At 76.8% G+C, this 17080-nt stretch carries 19 protein-coding genes; 7 read left to right on the forward strand and 12 right to left on the reverse strand.

All coding sequences use genetic code 11. From position 1 onward, the window contains the following. A partial coding sequence (locus BM048_RS18325) for an HNH endonuclease signature motif containing protein (RefSeq protein ID WP_175499593.1) occupies positions 1-548 on the forward strand: 548 nt, incomplete at its 5' end. 293 nt (positions 549-841) lie between these two features. Here BM048_RS18325 and BM048_RS18870 read toward each other — a convergent pair. Both BM048_RS18870 and BM048_RS18875 read right to left on the reverse strand, forming a co-directional pair. Further along, entirely contained in the window at positions 842-2497 is a 1656-nt protein-coding gene (locus BM048_RS18870; protein WP_239079018.1) for a molybdopterin-dependent oxidoreductase, read from the reverse strand. A gap of 203 nt (positions 2498-2700) precedes the next feature. Then, the gene (locus BM048_RS18875) at positions 2701-3162 is read right to left on the reverse strand and encodes a hypothetical protein (RefSeq protein ID WP_175499594.1); all 462 of its coding nucleotides are present in this window, start codon (positions 3160-3162) and stop codon (positions 2701-2703) included. 167 nt (positions 3163-3329) lie between these two features. Between BM048_RS18875 and BM048_RS16235 the strand changes: the two genes are divergently transcribed. Further along, the gene (locus BM048_RS16235) at positions 3330-4253 is read left to right on the forward strand and encodes a hypothetical protein (RefSeq protein WP_175499595.1); all 924 of its coding nucleotides are present in this window, start codon (positions 3330-3332) and stop codon (positions 4251-4253) included. Positions 4254-4264: 11 nt separating this feature from the next. On the opposite strand, the gene BM048_RS16240 is transcribed toward BM048_RS16235, so the two are convergent. After that, positions 4265-4729 carry a hypothetical protein gene (locus tag BM048_RS16240; RefSeq protein WP_090034699.1) on the reverse strand — a complete coding sequence of 155 codons (465 nt, stop codon included), beginning with the start codon at positions 4727-4729 and terminating at the stop codon, positions 4265-4267. Between the two features lie 191 nt (positions 4730-4920). Here BM048_RS16240 and BM048_RS16245 point away from each other — a divergent pair, with 191 nt between their 5' ends. Beyond that, on the forward strand, positions 4921-5580 hold the full coding sequence (locus tag BM048_RS16245; RefSeq protein ID WP_090034700.1) for a hypothetical protein: 660 nt from the start codon (positions 4921-4923) through the stop codon (positions 5578-5580). Positions 5581-5659: 79 nt separating this feature from the next. Here the strand turns inward: BM048_RS16245 and BM048_RS16250 are convergent, their stop codons facing one another. Continuing rightward, positions 5660-6304, reverse strand: coding sequence for a TetR/AcrR family transcriptional regulator (locus BM048_RS16250; RefSeq protein WP_239079017.1), 645 nt, complete (start codon positions 6302-6304; stop codon positions 5660-5662). Position 6305: 1 nt separating this feature from the next. After that, entirely contained in the window at positions 6306-6938 is a 633-nt protein-coding gene (locus BM048_RS16255) for a sugar O-acetyltransferase (protein ID WP_090034797.1), read from the reverse strand. Positions 6939-6991: 53 nt separating this feature from the next. On the opposite strand from BM048_RS16255, the gene BM048_RS16260 reads away from it, so the two are divergent. Continuing rightward, positions 6992-8371 carry an MFS transporter gene (locus BM048_RS16260; protein ID WP_139224508.1) on the forward strand — a complete coding sequence of 460 codons (1380 nt, stop codon included), beginning with the start codon at positions 6992-6994 and terminating at the stop codon, positions 8369-8371. A gap of 52 nt (positions 8372-8423) precedes the next feature. Here the strand turns inward: BM048_RS16260 and BM048_RS16265 are convergent, their stop codons facing one another. From BM048_RS16265 to BM048_RS16285, 5 genes are all read right to left on the reverse strand, one after another. Further along, positions 8424-8798 (reverse strand): DUF202 domain-containing protein, encoded by a 375-nt coding sequence (locus tag BM048_RS16265; protein ID WP_090034799.1) that lies wholly within the window; start codon positions 8796-8798, stop codon positions 8424-8426. 40 nt (positions 8799-8838) lie between these two features. Further along, positions 8839-9225 carry a YidH family protein gene (locus BM048_RS16270; protein ID WP_090034704.1) on the reverse strand — a complete coding sequence of 129 codons (387 nt, stop codon included), beginning with the start codon at positions 9223-9225 and terminating at the stop codon, positions 8839-8841. A gap of 66 nt (positions 9226-9291) precedes the next feature. Then, positions 9292-9963 carry a hypothetical protein gene (locus tag BM048_RS16275; RefSeq protein WP_090034707.1) on the reverse strand — a complete coding sequence of 224 codons (672 nt, stop codon included), beginning with the start codon at positions 9961-9963 and terminating at the stop codon, positions 9292-9294. 171 nt (positions 9964-10134) lie between these two features. Beyond that, a complete protein-coding gene (locus tag BM048_RS16280) occupies positions 10135-10803 on the reverse strand; it encodes a response regulator (RefSeq protein ID WP_090034709.1) in 669 nt (222 codons plus the stop codon). Next, positions 10800-12050 (reverse strand): sensor histidine kinase, encoded by a 1251-nt coding sequence (locus tag BM048_RS16285; protein ID WP_175499596.1) that lies wholly within the window; start codon positions 12048-12050, stop codon positions 10800-10802. Before BM048_RS16285 ends, BM048_RS16280 begins: the two co-directional genes overlap by 4 nt. Positions 12051-12318: 268 nt before the next feature. On the opposite strand from BM048_RS16285, the gene BM048_RS16290 reads away from it, so the two are divergent. The 3 genes from BM048_RS16290 to BM048_RS16300 all read left to right on the forward strand — a co-directional run bounded on the left by BM048_RS16290 (position 12319) and on the right by BM048_RS16300 (position 15509). After that, positions 12319-13110 carry a hypothetical protein gene (locus BM048_RS16290; protein ID WP_139224510.1) on the forward strand — a complete coding sequence of 264 codons (792 nt, stop codon included), beginning with the start codon at positions 12319-12321 and terminating at the stop codon, positions 13108-13110. Positions 13111-13265: 155 nt separating this feature from the next. Then, complete coding sequence (locus tag BM048_RS16295; RefSeq protein WP_090034717.1) at positions 13266-15197, forward strand: putative bifunctional diguanylate cyclase/phosphodiesterase; 1932 nt, start codon at positions 13266-13268, stop codon at positions 15195-15197. Positions 15198-15311: 114 nt separating this feature from the next. Continuing rightward, positions 15312-15509: a hypothetical protein gene (locus tag BM048_RS16300; protein ID WP_090034719.1), complete on the forward strand. Its 198-nt coding sequence runs from the start codon at positions 15312-15314 to the stop codon at positions 15507-15509. On the opposite strand, the gene BM048_RS16305 is transcribed toward BM048_RS16300, so the two are convergent. Together BM048_RS16305 and BM048_RS16310 are read right to left on the reverse strand one after the other, a co-directional pair. Continuing rightward, entirely contained in the window at positions 15510-16055 is a 546-nt protein-coding gene (locus tag BM048_RS16305; RefSeq protein ID WP_090034722.1) for a hypothetical protein, read from the reverse strand. After that, on the reverse strand, positions 16052-16954 hold the full coding sequence (locus tag BM048_RS16310; RefSeq protein ID WP_090034801.1) for a DUF5996 family protein: 903 nt from the start codon (positions 16952-16954) through the stop codon (positions 16052-16054). The genes BM048_RS16305 and BM048_RS16310 overlap by 4 nt, the downstream gene beginning before the upstream one ends. Positions 16955-17080 lie beyond the last annotated feature (126 nt).

Genomic DNA, 17080 nt, shown 5'->3' on the forward strand with positions numbered 1-17080 from the left:
CCGTCACCACCCGCCAGCTCCTGGCCGGCGCGACGTGCTTGACCCGCGTCCTGACCGACCCGGTCACCGGGGACGTGCGCGCGGTGGACGGCACGTCCTACCGGCCCCCGGCAGCCCTGCGACGGTTCCTGCAGGCCCGCGACGGCACCTGCCGCTTCCCCGGCTGCGGACGCGTCGTGACCGGGTGCGACAACGACCACGTCCAGGACTGGGCCCGCCGCGGCCCCACCACCGCCGGCAACCTGCTGAACCTGTGCCGACACCACCACCGCCTCAAGCACCTCGGCGGCTGGTCGGCCACCCTGCACCCCGACGGCCGCGCCACCTGGCGCTCACCCCGAGCACGCACCTACACCACCGAACCAGCCTGGACACCACCACCCACCCCACCACCCACCCCGGCGGGCACCACGAGCAGCACCCGGACCGCCGGAACGGGCTCCCCGAACGGGAAGACGTCGCCGGACGGACCAGACGCGCTCGCACCCCTGCCGGGACAGGGCCTGCCCTCGTCCCGGCCCGGGCCGGACGACCCACCGCCCTTCTGACCAGCACCGCCACCGGGCCGCCGCGCCCGGGCGACGCCGCGCCATGCGGTCGTCATGACCAGCCAGGCCGTCGGGACGCCCACGTTGCGTCAGCCGCGCCGTCGGCAAGCGGCGACCGATCAGGCACGCCGTCGGCATGCGGCGCGCCGATCAGGCACGCCGTCGGCATGCGGCGCGCTGATCAGGCACGCCGTCGGCAAGCGACACGCTGATCAGCCATGCCGTCGTCGTGCCGGCGCTCATCAGCCATGCCGACGTCACGGCAGCGTCCCGTCGGCGCTGCGCCCTGCTGGCTACTCCACCGTCACCGACACGGAGTGGTGGCCCGTCGACCCGTCCGGGACGGTGTCGACGCGGTCCGCCGTCTGGACCTCTCCGGTGCCGTCCGTGGCGCGGACCGTGAGCTGGTGCGTGCCCGGGGTGGCGTCCCAGACGAAGGACCACTGGCGCCAGGTGTCGACGTTCGCCTCGTCGGCCAGGGTCGCCGGCTGCCAGTCGCCGCCGTCCACCTTCACCTCGACGGCCGTGATGCCGCGCTGCTGGGCCCACGCCGTGCCGCCGACGGCGACCTGGCCGGCCGGGAGGCGGGCGAACGACCCCGGGACCTCGATGCGCGAGGCCGTCTTGATCGGGCCCTTCTCCGACCAGCCGCGGTCCGTCCAGTACGCGCGGGCGTCGGAGTAGCGGGTGACCTCGAGGTCGACGACCCACTTCGTCGCCGAGACGAACCCGTACAGCCCCGGCACGACCATGCGTACGGGGTAGCCGTGGACGGCGGGGAGCGGCTCGTCGTTCATGCCGATCGCCAGGAGCGCGTCGCGGTCGTCGGTCAGCGCCTCGAGCGGGGTCGAGGCCGTGAAGCCGTCGATGCTCGTCGACAGCACCATGTCGGCACCGCCGGTCGGCCGTGCCCGGGCCAGGAGCTCCCGCACCGGCAGGCCGAGCCACTTGGCGTTGCCCGCCAGGTCGCCGCCGACGACGTTCGACACGCACGTCAGCGTCACCCAGGACTCGACGAGGTCGGCGTCGAGGAGGTCCTGGTAGGAGATCTCGATCTCCTCCTCGACCATCCCGTGCACGCGCACGCTCCACGTCGAGGCGTCGACCTGCGGGATGTCCAGCGCCGTGTCGATCCGGTAGAAGCCGTCGTTGGGCGTGACGAACGGCTCGGCGCCCTCGACGCCGGACTCCACCCCGGCGGGCAGCGCCGGCGCGCGTCGCGCGGGGGTCGGCAGCCGCAAGGCCCGACGAGCCGCCTCGACGCTCTGCGTCGCCTGGCTCAGCAGCTGCGCCCCGGCACCGGCCGCGGCGGCGAAGGCGGCCGTGAGCAGCGCCGTCGCCAAGAAGGTCCGGCGGGTCGAGCCGGTGCCGACGGGCTGGGCCGTCGTCGCGCCGTCCGTCGCGGCGTTCTCGTCGTCGGCGCCGCGGACGCGACGCCCATCCGGACCCGCGAGCGGGCGGAGCTCGTCGGCAGCCGCCACACGGCGTTCGGCGCGACCACCGGGCAGCTGGGAGAGCAGGAGACGCAGGGCGACGAGCCCGACGAGGCCGCCCACGAGGCTCGGGGCGACCGCGAACGTGCCGGCGTTCGCGCGGGTGGCCCCCGCGGTCGCCCCCACGGCCGCCAGGACCACGACGACGGCGCCACCCAACCAGAAGCGCCGCCGTGCGAGCACCCCCGCGACGGCGGCCGCCACCGCGATGACCACGCCCATGCCGATGAGCAGGACCAGTTTGTCGTTGGTCCCGAAGGTCTCGATCGCGAAGTCCTTGAGCGCCGGCGGCGTCGCGTCGATGAATGCGCCACCGACGGCGACGAGCGGCGCCGCCCGGGGCGCGACGAGCACGGCGACGAGCTGCGCCACCGCGAGGGTCGTCGCCGCGGCCAGGACCCCCGACAGCGCCGCCCCCGGCCAGGTGCGGCGTCGCGGCTGACGCGTGGCGGTCACCGCCGACGCCCCTGGGGACGTCCGGCGCCGGAAACGGCGTCGGCCGTGCTGCTCGAGCCGACGAGACCGAGGTGGTGCGTGCCCATCAGGACTCCGTTCCGGGCGGGCGCCCCCGGCTCGCGCCGGGGTGCTGCTGACACCACAGGTTCGGACCTGGGGACCGCCCGGACGGGTCGGCGATGAGCGCCAGGCGGCCAGGTCGCCTAGCCCGGGTCGGTCGCGAGCCCCGCCCACTCCCGCAGCCGGGGCACGAGCACGGACGGCGGCTGGTCGAGGTCCTTGAGCGTGAGCGTCGCGTCGGCGCTCTCGACGAGCGTCGCGTGGGACCACGTGAGCCTGCCGACGACGTCCCCGCGCACGTCCGTGACGTCCTCGCGCCGGACGACGAGCGGCCGCCGCCACCGCTTCTCCAGCCGCACCTCGTCGTCGGTCAGCCGCAGCAGGGCCGGCGGTGCCCCGCGCTGGGCCGCGCCCGTCACGACCGCGCCCAGGCCGCACACGACGACGAGGAGCCAGCGCAGCGTCCCACCCTCCGCGAGCGCCTGCAGCAGCCACGACGCCGTCTGCACCACGAAGATCACCACCAGCCACCACAGCCGGGGCGCGCGCGGCCTCGTCGCGAGCACCTCGCTCGCCTGCGCCGTGCCCCTCGCACCCCAGCCCATGCCGCCGATCCTCCCGCGGGCGGCTCCCAGCTCTCGTCGAAGTGCCGGTCCGGACGCGGGGCGAACGCTCAGGGCGTCCCGGACCGGCGTCTCGGCGGGGGGCGGTGCAAGGATCGGGGGCGCCGGGACAGAGACGGTGCGACGGGGCTCGATCGAGGAGGTGCGTCGTGCGGGTGCTGAGGGCGACGTCGTCGGTGGCGGCGCTCGTCGTGCTGGGGCCGCTCGTCGTCGGGTGCGCGGGCCGGGCGGGGTCGTCGCCCACCCCGCTGGCCACCGCGTCCGGCACCGGACCCGCCATCGCCGCGGCGTGCACGGGCGGCGCCCCGGTGCGGCAGACGGTGGACTTCGGTTCGGAGCCCGTGGTGGAGGACCTCTCGCCGGAGGGTCTCGCCGCCGCCGCGGCCCAGGACCTGGCCGTCGGCGAAGTCCAGCGGCTCGGCGGCGACCGGATCGGTGCGTTCTGGCTCGACGGCGACCCACCGAAGACCCTCGTCGTCGACCTCACCGTCGGGCCGCCGGTGCCGGAGCTCGAGGTCTACGCCGCGACGGCGCCGGTTCCCGTCGAGGTGCGCTACACCGCCGCCCTGTCGCGCGAGGAGCTGGCGACCGCGGCGGACCTGGCACGCGACGCCGTCGCGGGCGATCCGCAGGTCGCGGGCTCCTCGAACGACGAGGTGAACAACCGCGTCGTCTTCTTCGTCCCCGCGGGCGAGGACGGCGGCCGCAAAACATGCACCCGCCTCGCCGCGGCCCTGGACCCCCTGGGCGTGCCCTACGCCTTCGACGTCTTCGACGGGCCCGACGAGAGCACGGTGCGCGGGCCGGTCCGGTTCTCCCCCGCGAACCCCTTCACCGCGGCCGGTTCCACCGAGATCCACGTGCACCCCTCCTCGTGCAACGGCGAGCCCGAGGTGACGCGGCTCGAGGAGAACCACGACGAGGTGCGCCTCGAGATCACCTCGACCACGGCGGCGCCGGGCTGGGGCAGCGACGAGTGCCTCGACGGCCTCGCCGTGACGCTGCAGGAGCCGCTGGGCGACCGCGCGCTCGTCGACCTGTCGTCCGGCGAGACCGTGCACGCCGCTCGCTGAGCGCAGGAGGATCAGACGGCGGGCGGGCGGTCCGTGTCGGCGGGGATCAGCGCGAGGGCCCCGGCGAGGAGACCCGCCAGGACGCCACCGCGGGTGTGGGCCCAGGCGACGCCGACCGCCGCCCGGCGCTCGCCGCGGCGGTACATCCAGCGCTCCCCCGCGACGGTCAGGGCGACGGACCCGCCCAGCAGCAGGGCCGCGGCGCCGGCGCCCGCCGCCTTGCGGGAGGCCGGCACCTCCGCCAGGAGCTGGGCCGGCGTGCGGCTCTCCTCGCGCTCCCACCGCTCACGGGCGGCGGCACGCCCGCGGCGGAATTCGGGGATCGACGACGCCGTGAGGAGCGCCGCGATGCCGGCCTTCGTCCAACCGCGGGCCGTGCGTGAGCGGATCAGGTCGGGGGTGGCGTAGTAGGCGGTCGTCGCGACACCCGTGAGCAGGGCGATCGCGATACGGGCGGGCGTGGGTGCTGCCGTCATGCCCCCATCCTGCCCAGGACACCCTGCCCAGCAGCAGCTGGCAACGCCGTCCCGACGACCTGCTGCCGGCCCCGCTCCCTGCGCCTCCGGCTCTGACCGCGTCGACATGCTCGCCACAGGTCCGGCCCAGGCACGGGCCGCACGGTGAGGGCCTGCTCGAGACCGCTCGAGCCCGACACCGAGGGACCGACATGAAGATCACGCGCACCATCGCCGCCGCCGGCGTCGCCGGCCTGCTGGGGCTCACCGGAGTCGTCGTCGCCGTGGCCCCCGCCGTGGCGGCGACCGACACGGACAGCGGCCTCGGCGGCCGCGTCGCCGCCATCACCGAGGCCCTGGCCGGGCTCGTCACCGACGGCACGCTGACCCAGGACCAGGCCGACGCCGTGGCCACGACCCTGGAGGACTCCGACGCGCTCCGAGGGCCCGGCGGTCCCGGCGGTCACGGGCACGGGGGCGTAGACCTGGCGGCCGCCGCCACCGCGCTCGGGATGACCGAGGACGAGCTGCGCACCGCGCTGGAGGCCGACGGCACGACCCTGGCGGACGTCGCCGCGGCGCAGGGGGTGGAGACCTCGACCCTGGTCGACGCCCTCGTCGCCGCGCAGACGGAGCGCCTGGAGACCGCCGTCACCGACGGGCGCCTCACGCAGGAGGAGGCCGACGAGCGCATCGCCGCGCTGCCCGAGCGCGTCGCCGCCCTCGTCGAGGAGGAGCTGCGTCCAGGGGTCGGGCGGGGTCCCCGCGGCGAGCGTCCCGGCGACGGCGGCACGACCGACGGCGGCCCGACGGACGACAGCACGACCGACGACAGCACGACCGACGACGCCACGACCGCGGACCCCGCCTGACGCCGGGCGGCGCCGTCAGGCCCGGGTCACCGGTGCCGGCCGCCGGGGCGAGCCGAGAAGGCGTGCTCGTTCCGGCGGCTCAGCGCTGGTCGCCCTCGCCGACCACGGCCCGGACGGCGGCGAGCGTGACCGTGCGGTCGACCGGGTCCTCGTCGAGGGCGCGGTGCAGGGACATGCCCTCGATGAGGGCGTCGAGCCGGCGGGTGATGCGCGGGTCGAAGTGGCGCTCGAGCTCGCGGCGGCTGCGGGCCATCCACGCGGTCGTCAGGGCTCGATAGCGGGGGTCGCGGGCCGCGAGCGCGTAGAGCTCGTAGGACAGGACGTTGCCGCGCGTGCTCGTCGGGCCGCCGTCGGAGAGCTCGTGGATGAGGTCGACGACCGCCTCCACCGCCTCCTCGTGGTCGCGAGCCGCCCCCAGCCGCGCCTCGAAGCGCGCGGCCACCGCGTCCGCCAGGCGCGTGAACGCCTCGTGCAGCAGCTCGTCCATGCTGGCGAAGTGGTAGGTCATCGAGCCCAGGGGCACGTCCGCGCGTGCGGCGATCTTGCGGTGGGAGACGCCCGCGACGCCCACCTCGGCGACGAGGTCGAGCGTCGTGGCGAGGATGCGCTCGCGGCGGTCCGGGTCGGTGCGCCGGGTGCGCGCCGTGCCCGTCGCCGGGGCGCCCGGGGCGTGCGCCAGGTCGATCGGGACCTTGTCCGCGGCGGCCACGTCAGAGGCGGCCACGTCAGAGGCTGCGGACCACGCGCGCCGGGCTGCCGACGGCCAGGCTGTTCGGCGGCACGTCCCGCGTCACCACCGACCCCGCGCCGACCACGCTGTTCTCGCCGATCGTCACGCCCGGGCAGACGATGACGCCGCCCCCGAGCCAGACGTTGTCCTCGATCGTGATGGGCCGTGCCGCCTCGAGCTTGTCGCGCCGCGGGCCCGGCTCGAGCGGGTGCGTGGGCGTGAGGAGCTGGACGTTCGGGCCGATCTGGCAGTCGGCACCGATCCGGATCTCGGCGACGTCCAGCGCGGTCAGCCCCGCGTTGATGAACGTGCGGCGGCCGACGTGGATGCGGCTGCCGTAGTCGACCGTCACGGGCGCGCGGACGAAGGCGGTCTCGTCGAGGGTGCCGAACAGGGCGCGGGCGGCGTCCTGGCTGGTGAAGGGGTCCTCGTCGTAGGCGCGCCGGAAGGCGGCGGCCCGGCGGACGGCCTCCGCCTGCGCCGCGAAGATCGCGGGGTCGTCCGCGATGTACAGGTCCCCGGCGAGCATGCGCTCGGCGTTGGTGCGGGGGTCGCCGGCGAAGTGGTCGGGCGTCGGGCTGAGCGACGAGCTGGGCGACGAGGTGGGCGACGAGGTGTCGGACGACATGTGGACGAGCGTACGCGGCGACACCGATCCTCGTCGCCACGGAGCACCCGCCCATGACCACCGCCGCCGGCACCGCTCCCGCGTCCGTGCCCGCCGTCGCCCGCCGCGCCCGCGCCGCGGTCTCGGGCCTCTTCCTCGTCAACGCCGTGCTCTACGCGAACCTCGTGCCGCGCCTGCCCGAGGTCAAGGACCGCCTGGATCTCAGCAACGCGGCCTTCGGCACCGGCATCGCCGCCATGCCGGTCGGCGCGCTGCTGGCGGGGCTCCTGGCACCGATGGCGATCCGGCGGTTCGGGTCGGGCGTCGTCGCCTCCGTCGGCCTCGTGCTCCTGTCCGTCGCCGTGCTCGCGGTGCCGTTCACCGGGTCGTGGTGGGCCTTCGTCGGCGCCCTGGCCGTCGCGGGGGCGCTCGACAGCCTCGTCGACGTCGGCCAGAACGCCCACGGCTTCCGCGTCCAGCGGCTCTACCGGCGCTCCATCGTCAACGCCTTCCACGGGCTGTGGAGCATCGGCGCGGTGCTCGGCGGTCTCATGGGCTCCCTCGCCGCCGGCGCGGACGTCCCCCTGGGCCTGCACCTGGCGGTCGTGGCGGCCGTGTTCAGCACGATGGCGCTCGTGGGGATGCGGTTCCTGCTGCGCGGGCCGGAGGACGCCGAGCGCGAGGTGGCGACGGAGGCGGCTGCCGGCTCCCTCGCCGCGGCCCCGACGGGCCCGCCCGACGAGGCCGGCGGCGCCGCGACGACCGGCACGAACGGCACGTCCTGCGCGTCCAACGCCGTCCGCGACCCGTCCCCCCGCGGCCGTCGCGGGTTCGGCGGCGCGAGCCGGGCGACCCTGCGCCTGCTCCTCGTCCTCGGCCTGCTGGCGGTCGCCGGCGCCTACGTCGAGGACGCGGGCGCGTCGTGGGGCGCGCTGTGGCTGCGCACCGAGGTCGGCGCGGCGGCGGCCGTCGGCGGGCTGGCCTTCGTCGCCCTCCAGGTCGCGATGACCGTCGGCCGGCTCACCGGCGACCGGGTCACGGACCGGCTGGGGCAGGCCCGCGTCGCCCGCATCGGCGGCGTCCTCGTCACGGTCGGGCTCGGCGCGATGCTGGCGTTCCCGTCCGTCGCGACGACCCTCGTCGGGTTCGCGCTCGCGGGCCTCGGCGTCGCGACCCTCATCCCCGCGGCCATGCACGCGGCCGACGAGCTGCCCGGCCTGCCGCACGGCGTCGGCCTGACGGTCGTGAGCTGGCTGCTGCGCGTCGGCTTCCTGGTGTCGCCGCCGCTCGTCGGCGTCATCGCGGATGCCGCGGGGCTGCGGGTGGGCCTGCTGGTGGTCGTCGTGTCCGGCGTCCTCGTCGTGCTGCTCGCACCGGCCCTGCGCGCGCACGGCACGCCGGGTGCCGCGGCCGCGGCTGCCCCTGCGACGACGAGCGGGTCCTCGCGCGGCTGAGGTCGCTCGCCCGGGCAGGCCCGCGGTGGTCGGGCCGCCGGTCGCGCCTCCGCTACCGGCCGCGCTCGAGCACCACCACCGCGACGAGGCACACCGCGGCCCCGACGGAGACGACGGCCGACAGCGCCGCCAGCAGGGCGCCGGCGGCGGGCAGCGCCCCGGACGGCCGCAGGCGCAGCGCGCTCTCGACCGCACGGGTGCGACGCGTCCCCAGCAGGGCCAGCAGCAGCCCGGCGGCCGTCCCGCCCAGGCCGGCGGCCAAGCCCCAGCCGCCCAGCGCCGGCGGCAGCACCCGCAGCGCGACGAGCCCGCCGACCGTGACGGCGAGCCCGGTCCGCCGCCACGCCAGCGCGGTGCGCTCGGGCTGCAGGCCGTCGTCGAGCACCGCGCCGCCGCGGCCTGGTTGCGCGCCCTCGTCGCCCGTCACCACCACCCTCCCCCGCCGCACCCCGGCCTCACGGCCGAGCTCACGGCCCGACGAGCAGCGCGAGGAGGACCAGCGCCGTCACCACCAGCAGCCCGCCGGCCAGCAGCCCCGAGATCCACGCGGACGGCAAAGGGTCGCCGGTGCGCATCGCCCGCTCGGTCTGCCCCCACCGCACCCACACCGCCACCGGCAGCACGAGCGCCAGCACGAGCAGCAGCACCGACGCCGCCAGCCGCAGCCGCGGCTCGAGCGGCAGGGCCAGCGCCTCCAGCGCGACCCCGGCCGCGACGAGGGCGAGCGCGGTCCGCACCCACGCGAGGAACGTGCGCTCGTTCGCCAGCGTGAACCGCGAGTCCGGCTCCTGGCCGTGGCGGTACACCCAGCGCGGGAACCGCCGGCGGTCCGTCGGCGGCGTGGACGGAGGCATGCCGTCAAGGTCTCACACGCCCCGCCCCGGCAGCCCGCGGCGACGGCCGTCGCCGCGGGCACGGGATCACGGGTTCACCCAGTGCTCGAGCACGGCGGGGACCTCCTCCTCGGGCACCGTCACGGTCAGCACCGAGTCCGCGGTGTGCCACAGCACGACGACGTCGGCGCCCGCGCGGACGGTGCGGTACTCGCCGACCTCGACACCGTCCCGGACGACCGCGCCGGTCGCGAGGACGGCCGCGGGGTCCCGCTCGGCGTTGCTGTTCTCCGCCTGCTCCTGGTAGCGCGCGACGACCGCCGTCGGGTCGTCCCACCGGCCCGAGACCAGCACGGCGGTGCTGCCGTTCGGGGCCGAGTACGTGTCGCGCAGGGCCTCGGTCGCGCCCCACACCTCGAGCCACGCCTGTACGGGCTCGCTCGCGGTGAGCGTCCGGCCGGGCAGCGGTGCCGGCAGCGCGGCCGCGAACGCCGTCGCGGGGCGGACGGACGGGGTCGACGGCTCGGTGGTGGGCTCCGCCTCGTCGGCCGGGCGGGAGGGGGACGCCGAGGGCGTCGTCGGTGACGGCATGCCCGGCGCGGCCGTGGTGGCCGATGGTCCCGGCACGCTCGGTGCCGCTGCCGTGTCACCGGTCGACGCGCAGCCGGCGAGGACGGCGACGGTGGCGGCCGCCACGGCCACGGCCCGCGTCAACGGGAAGGGCCGGCGGCGGGCGTGCTGCTGCGTGGGGTGCCCCATGGTCGTGCTACCTCTCGGGGGGGTGGTCCCCGCGCCGGGTGATCCCGGTGCCGGGTGGTCGCCGCCGCGGGCGCGGCGGAGCGCTCGGCAGGACGGGTGTCCTGCCGAGGACGTGGGTGACCGCGCGCCGTCGCGTCGACGGCGCGGTCGAGCAGGGCGGTGCGGGCCGGCTCAGCCGACCAGGCCGCTCTCCCAGGCGAAGGCGATCGCCGCCGGGCGGTCGCGGAGGCCGAGCTTCGTGAGCACCCGGCCCAGGTGGGTCTTGACGGTCGCCTCGCCGAGGTAGAGCTCGGCGGCGACCTCGGCGTTCGACAGCCCGCGCCCGACGAGGCGCAGGACGTCCGTCTCCCGCTCGGTCAGCAGCCCGAGCCGCGGGGACGCGGCCGTCGGACGGGGTCGCTCCGCGAACCGCGCGATGACCCGCCGCGTCACGGCCGGGTCGAGGTGGCCGTACCCGGCGGCGACCCGCCGGACCGCGGCGAGCAGCTCCTCCGGCGGCGCGACCTTGAGCAGGAACCCGCTCACCCCCGCGGACAGGGCGGCGTCGACGTGCTCGTCCTCGTCGAAGGTCGTCAGCATGACCACACGCACCTCCGGCCAGGCGGCCAGCACGCGGCGTGCGGCCTCGAGACCGTCGCAGCGCGGCATGCGGATGTCCATGAGCACGACGTCGGGCCGCGTCCGGGCCACCACGTCGACGACGGCCACGCCGTCGGCGGCCTCCCCGACGACCTCGACGTCCGGCTCCCCGTCGATGAGCATGCGTAGGCCGGCGCGCACCATCGCCTCGTCGTCGGCGAGCACGACCCGGACCGGCCGCCCCGGCGCGGGCGCGCTCATCGTCGCCCCCGCGGCAGGGGGAACCTCGCGGTCACGGCGAAGCCGCCCTCCGCGCGTGGGCCGGCGTCGACCGCACCGCCGAACGCCGTCGCGCGCTCCCGCATCGTCGCCAGGCCGTGGCCGCCACCGCGGCGGGACGGGGCGGCACCGAGCGTGCCGTCGGCACCGGCGTGCCCGACCGCGGCCGCGACCGGCGCGCGGTCGGGCACGGCAGGGCTGACGGACGAGGCGACCGAGGAGGTGACGGGCGCGCCGTCGTCCTCGACCCCGACGACGAGCTCGTCGGGCGTCCAACGGAGCCGCACCCGGGCCCGCGCGCCCGGCGCGTGCCGCAGCACGTTCGTCAGCGCCTCCTGCAGCACCCGGTACGCGGACAGGTCGAGTCCCGGCGGGAGCGCGACGGGCGTGCCGTCGACCCCGACCGTCACGTCGAGCCCGGCGGCGCGCACGGGGTCGAGCAGCTCCTCGAGACGGGCGAGCGACGGCTGCGGGGCCAGCGGCTCGGGGCCGGCGTCGTCGGCCCGCAGGATCCCGACGAGGCGGCGCAGCTCGTCGACGGACTGCCGCCCCAGCGCCTCCACCGCGAGCAGCACGTCCCGCTCGGCCGTGCGGTCGTCGAGCCGGTGCCGCACCGCGCCCACCTGCAGCACCATGACGCTCACGGAGTGCGCGACGGCGTCGTGCAGCTCCCGCGCGATCCGTGCGCGCTCCTCGACGACGGCCGCCCGGGCGGACGCCTCGCGCTGCGCCGCGAGCTCGGCGGCCAGCCGGCGCAGCTGGCCGGCGCGCTCGCGCTCGCGGCGCAGCAGCAGACCGACGAGCCAGCCGACCGTGTAGATCACCGTGTAGAACACAGCCTCCCAGACCGAGCCGAGCGCGATCAGCGAGAGGCCGACGAAGACCAGGCACACCGCCGCGAGCGCTGCGGCGGACCGCCGGGGCCGCACCGCCGCGCCGGTCCACGCGAGCAGCACGAGCATGACGACGAGGTGGGCTCCCCCCGCCGCGTGCAGGCCGAGCGACAGGTTCAGCACGGCCGCCGCGACCGCGACGACGAGCGCGAGCAGCGGCTGCAGCGGCGCGAGGAGCACCGCCGCGCCGGCCAGCACGGCCCACGCCAGCGCCGGCGTGCGCACGTCGCCCGTGCTCGGCTCGGAGAGGACCTCCAGGACGCCCGCACCGGCGAGCAGCACGGCCGCCGCCGTCGCGGTCAGCCACCGCGTCGGGCGTGTCCACCTGGCGCGCATCGCGTCCCTCCCTCCGTGCTCGTCCCGCTGCGTCCGTCCGGGCCGTGCCCGTGCTCGTCGTGCTCCCGACGAGCACAGCGCCGACCGTACCGACGGGCTGCCCTGCCCGGCGTCCGATCCGGAGATGACCCTGGGGCCCTCCGGGTCCACCGCAGATCGGACCCGGACGAGCCGGCACGGGGACGTGGCGGCGGTGCCCGCGTCCCTAGCGTCCTCGCCTGTCGCGCCGCCCGGTGCGACGCCCGCCATCTCGACCAGGAGGTCCGCCATGAGCACCACCACCCCCGGCACCGACGCCGCCACCACCGGTCCCCGCACGAGGCACCAGCCGGTGGACGGCTCGGTGCACGAGCCCGCCCCCGAGACCACCCGCGAGGCCACCCACGAGGCCGCCGACCTGCGGCGCCTCGGACTGGTCGGGGGCGGGGTCGCGCTCCTCGCCTCGGCCGCCCTCATGTGGGTCGGCAACCTCACCTCGCCGGAGCAGACCGCACCGGACGACGCCGGCTACCTCGCGTCGCTGGCACGCGACACGACGCTCAGCGCCGTCTCCGCACTCGCCTACCACTGGTCCTGGACGCTCCTGGCGTTCGGGCTGGTGGCCTCGATGCTGCTGGTGCGGCGCAGGCGCGGCAGGGCTCTCGTCGCGTGGGGCGCCGTGCTGGGGGCTGTCGGCGCCGTGTCGATGTCGGGGCTGCTGCTCTCGGACTGGTTCGGCATGGCCGCGGTGGAGGTGGTCGGCACGGACGCCGCCGTCGAGGTGTTCCGCGCGGCGACCGGGGAACCGCTCGTGGCGGTGCTCTGGTCCCTGCCGGCCAAGGTGCTGGGGCTGCTGGGTCCGGTCCTGCTGCTGGCCGGCCTCGCGCGGGCCGGGGTGCTCGGGTGGTGGACCGTCCCGGTGGCGGTGCTCGGCGTCGTGGCACCGGCGCTGGCGTTCGGCCTGCCGTTCTTCGCGCTGGTCAGCGTGCTCCTGCAGGCCCCCGTCGTGGCGCTGGGTCTGCGGCTGGTGGCCCGGGGCCGTACCGGCCGGGACGCCCGCGACCTGCTGCCCGCGTCCTGAGGACCGGGGTCACCACGAGAGCGGGGCTCCCGTGCAGGTCCGTCGGGGCGGACGCCGTCCCGCGAACCGGTGACGGCGCCCGTTCCGCCCGGGCGGACGAGTGACGGGACGGCCGGTGCGGTCACCGGCGTCGGGGGCAGCCCGATGGGCGTGCTATGCGCATCGGCAGCCTCGTCGAGCCTCGGCACCCCGAGGCCGCGCTGCCGACCGCCGCGGTGCTGTTCCTCACCGGCTCGGTCATCGCCACGGTGCTCTCGCTGCTCGACCCGCCGCACGGCGGCGCGTGGCGAACCGCCGTCGTCGTGCTGGTGCCGGTGCTGCTGCTGGCCACGGGCCTGTTCCTGCTGACCGCGCGGGCGCGCCGGTCGACACGGGCGCTGGTGCTCGGTCCGCTCGTCGGGCTCGTCGCCATCGCCGCCACCGACCTGGCCACGCACGACGCGGGGATCACGGGCCAGGTGTTCTTCTGCCTGCCGGTGCTCTACGCCGCCGCCCAGCTGCGGGTCGGCGCGGCGGCGCTGGTCACCGCGGTCGCGGTCGCGCTGGACCTCGCGGTGTCGCTGGCCCTGCTGCCGACGGGGGAGGCGCTGGTCGCGGCCCTCGACGTCGGGACCGTGCTCGTCGCGCTCACGGTCGTCATCCTGCTCAAGAGCCGGCGGCACGAGATGGCGGTCGCCGAGCTCGAGCGGCACCGGCACCGGCTGCTCCACCAGGCGACGCACGACGCCCTCACCGGCCTGCCCAGCCGCACCCTGTTCCACGACCGGCTGCGGGAGTCGCTGGGCCCGGCGGTGCCACCGGTGCCGGCAGCCTCGTCGCCGAGCGGGGCCCCGACCGCCACTCCCTCCGGTGCCGGGGAGCGCCGGACCGCGGCCGCGCCCGCGTCGATCGCCGTGCTGCTCTGCGACCTGGACGGCTTCAAGCAGGTGAACGACACGCTCGGGCACCGCGCCGGCGACGAGCTGCTCGTCGCCGTGGCGGCCCGGCTGCGGGCGGAGGTCCGCGCCGGCGACGTCGTGGCGCGGCTCGGCGGGGACGAGTTCGGCATCCTCCTGCTGCCCGGCGACGAGGGCGGCGCGTGCTTCGTCGCCGACCGCGTCCTGGCCGCCTTCGCGCAGCCCGTCGAGGTCGCCGGTCAGCGCGTGCACGTGGGCGCGAGCATCGGCATCACGCTGGCCGTCCCGTGCGCGGGCGACGTGCCGGCCACCGGCGGGGAGACCCTGCTGCGGGAGGCCGACGTCGCGATGTACGAGGCCAAGGCGGCGGGACGCGGGACACGCGTCGTCTTCGCGCCGGCGATGCTCGCCGCCCAGGTCGCCGAGGCCTCGCTGACGCAGGACCTGCACGGCGCGGTGGGGCGGGGCGAGGTCGTCGTCGAGTACCAGCCGGTGGTGGACCTGACGACGGGCCGCGTCGACGGCGTCGAGGCCCTGTGCCGGTGGGAGCACCCCGTGCACGGCCGCATCAGCCCGGCGACCTTCGTCCCGCTGGCGGAGCGGTCGGGGCTCATCGACGAGATCGGCGCGTTCGTGCTGACCGCGGCGCTGCGCGACGCCGAGGTGTGGGCCGTGGCGGAGGGGCGGGACGTCAGCGTCGGGGTCAACGTGTCGGCCCACCAGCTGACCGGCGGCAAGATCCTCGCCGCCGTGCCGTCGGGGCGGCGCGGCCGGACACAGCTCCTCCTCGAGGTCACGGAGAGCACGCTCGTGCGCGCCGACGTGCTGCCCGTGCTCGACGAGCTGCGCCGTCGCGGCGTGCGGGTCGCCATGGACGACTTCGGCACCGGGCAGTCCTCCATCGCCGCGCTGCGCGTCATGCCCGTGGACGTCCTCAAGCTCGACCGGGCCTTCACCGTGGACATCGCCACCGACGCCCGGGCGGCCGGGATCGTGCGGGCCGTCGCGGCCATGGCGCACGAGCTCGGCCTGCCCATGGTCGCCGAGGGCATCGAGACGACCGCGCAGCACCACGCGCTGCGGGACATCGGCTGCGGGCTCGGGCAGGGGTTCCTGCTGGCCCGGCCCATGGACGCCGCCGCCACCGGCGCGTTCCTGACGCGCTCGCCCCTGCTCGTCGGCGCCCGCTGAGCCGCCGGGCGGAGCGGGCGGACGCCCCCGTCCCCCCACGGTCGCAGACGGCGCACAACGCGTTCCGTCCCCGTGCCGACGCGGGGCAGGGGTCCGGCTCCCTAGCGTCGTGCCATGTCCACCGGAGCCCACGCCGTGCCCCTGACCACCACCTCCTACGCCGCGACGGACCGCCGCCTCCTGCGCGTCATGTCGGTCGCCGCCGCCGCGGTCCTGGCCCTCACCGCCGTCGGCAGCACGGCCACCACCGGCCCGGGCACGGCGGAGCCGGTTGGCGGTCAGGTGCCGACCCAGGTCGCCGTCGACCGCTGATCAGCCAGGCGGCCGCTCGGGGTCCTCGGACCACCGTGACGCCTCCCCGACGTACCCCCGCCAGGGCACCGGCCGTGCTCCCGGCCGCGGGCGCAGGTGCCTCCGCGCGACCCCGTTGCCGTACGCCATTCCGGCCGCGCCCGCAGCGACGAGCGCGAGCGGACCGGCGGCCGCACGCGCCGGAGGATCCGGCAGCAGCAGGGCCGCCACCGCCACCAGACCTGCGACGACCGCGACCGCAGCCGCCGGCAGGACGGCCGGGACCGTGACCGACCAGCGGCGGGCGAGGTGCTGGTCCGCCTGGCGCAGCGCGGTCGACGCCGTGCGCAGCGCCCAGACGACGGCCAGCGCGACGGCCGCGGGGACCAGCAGGACGGTCGACGCGCCGCCCATCACGCCGCTCGGGACCACGAGGAGCACGGCCAGGACGACCAGCACGGCCGAGAGGACGTTCGCGGCGCGGCCGCTCACCCGGTCCGCACCCGGCACCCGCACGACGTCGTCCGCCTCGTACGTCGCCGACCGCCACTGCGGCTCGACCGTCACGATGCCCCCGGCCAGGCGCCCGTGCGGGCCGCGGCGGTGTGGGTGGCCTCGAGGAACGACAGCAGGTACGCGTCCGGGTCGTCGGCGCGGCGGACGTCGGCGTAGGGCAGGACGAACTCGCCGAGGCCCGCGTCGAACCGCGCCTGCGCCGGCACGACCGCGCTCGTCCGGTAGCCGTCCGGCTCGGGGTAGGCGTAGGCGTAGAACGCGCCCTCGTCGGCGCCGCCGGGCCAGTAGCCGCAGCTCGACACCTCGTCGCTGTAGGCCTCGAGCATCACGTGGTCGGGGCAGTGCGGGACGCCGCCGGGGTGCGGCGGTGCGCCCCGGCCGGAGAAGCGGGTGACCGCCAGGTCGAACGCGCCCCAGAAGAAGTGGACCGGGCTCGCCTTGCCGCGGAAGGCGCCGCGGAACGTGCTGAGCACCCGGTGCGCGCTGACCAGCGAGGTCCAGAACCGGTGCACCGCCTCGGCGTCGTAGCTCGCGTGCTTGGTGTCCTCCGCGAAGGGGATCGCCACCTCCACCTCGACCGGCACGGGGTGGATCGGCGCGTCCACGCCGAGCTCGCGCAGGTGGGACAGCAGCTCGGCGGTGAAGTCGGCGACGCTGCGCGGCTCGAGCGCCATCCGCCGTCGCTCGCCGCGCGTGGTGAGCACGAGCAGCTCGTGCGCGGTGAGGTCCAGGACGATCTCCACGCCGGCGCCGCCCGTCGGCATGAGCGAAGTGGTGAGCCCCCGGGCGTCCACGTACAGCGGCACGTGCCACCAGTGGTTGACCGCCGGTGAGAGCGCCATCCGCACCTTCCCGACGACCTGCGTCCACAGGTGCAGCGTGTCCCGGGTGTCCTGCCAGGCGGCCACCGGCAGCGCCGGCCAGGGGTCGAACGTCGTCGCGTCGCTCACGCGCCCGATGCTGCTGCACGACCGCGTCCGCGCGCCAGGTCCGCGGCGCCGGTGGCCGCCCATGGGCCGGTCGGGTGGTGCGGCGGCGTGCCCTGTTGTCGTCGTACCGCGCGCGCGAGACCGTGG

It is taken from the genome of Cellulomonas marina (assembly GCF_900111925.1).
Lineage (GTDB): Bacteria > Actinomycetota > Actinomycetes > Actinomycetales > Cellulomonadaceae > Cellulomonas > Cellulomonas marina.